The organism is Bacteroidales bacterium, assembly GCA_035342335.1.
Lineage (GTDB): Bacteria > Bacteroidota > Bacteroidia > Bacteroidales > JAGONC01 > JAGONC01.
This window is the reverse complement of the sequence record DAOQWY010000003.1, coordinates 123404-124209: the sequence shown is the minus strand read 5'-3', so window position 1 is coordinate 124209 and position 806 is coordinate 123404. Positions and strand designations below refer to the sequence as shown.

The window sequence follows — 806 nt, the reverse complement described above, 5'->3', positions numbered from 1 at the left end:
AATTAACGCGATGAACTCCAGCTTTTACCTTGCCCGTAGGGCATAGAGTATTGTAAACCGCTACGCGGTAATGTAGGAAATCAATTAACGCGATGAACTCCAGCTTTTACCTTGCCCGTAGGGCATATAGTATTGTAGCAGGATAATGCAGCTGATAATATTTTATTCCCTGTAGGGGATTAACAAAAAATAAATTTCATTTTAACCGGGTACATTTTGCTTCTTTCCGTATTAACAATAAAGAACATATCATGAAACCAGGAACATACACCCAGTTATACGTTCATCTGGTTTTTGCAGCCAGAAATCGTGATGCTGCACTAACCGTGGACATCAGAGGCAGAATATTCGAGTACATTAGTGGAATTATCTCCACAATGGATCACAAACCAATCATTGTCAATGGTATGGCCGATCATGTACACATCCTGATAGGATTAAATCCATCAATTTCAATCTCTGATACCGTGCATGGCATTAAAAGAAACTCTTCTCTGTTCATTAACAAAGAAAAACTATGCAATGGAAAATTTGCCTGGCAGGAAGGATATGGAGCGTTTTCCTACAGCAGATCTCAGTTGGAAAAGGTCTACGCATATATTCAAAACCAGGAAAAGCATCATGACAAATCAACATTCAAAACGGAGTATATTCAATTCCTTAAGAATTATTCCATCGAATTTAATGAACGCTATTTGTTTGATTTTTGGTAGATGTTTAATCCCAACGGGGTAAATTCATCATTCGGCCAGCTAACCACCTGCTACAATACTCTATGCCCTACGGGCAAGGGGAGGGAATTCGGC

1 protein-coding gene is annotated in these 806 nt (G+C 39.2%); it reads left to right on the top strand.

Going from position 1 to position 806, the window contains the following annotated elements; translation table 11 throughout:
- Positions 1 to 251: 251 nt before the first annotated feature.
- Positions 252 to 713, top strand: coding sequence for an IS200/IS605 family transposase (gene tnpA, locus PKI34_02585; GenBank protein HNS16692.1), 462 nt, complete (start codon positions 252 to 254; stop codon positions 711 to 713).
- Positions 714 to 806: the final 93 nt, after the last annotated feature.

Excerpts from the sequence above, each read along its gene's own strand:
- tnpA (HNS16692.1), top strand. The coding sequence starts at position 252 with ATGAAACCAGGAACATACACCCAGTTATACGTTCATCTGGTTTTTGCA.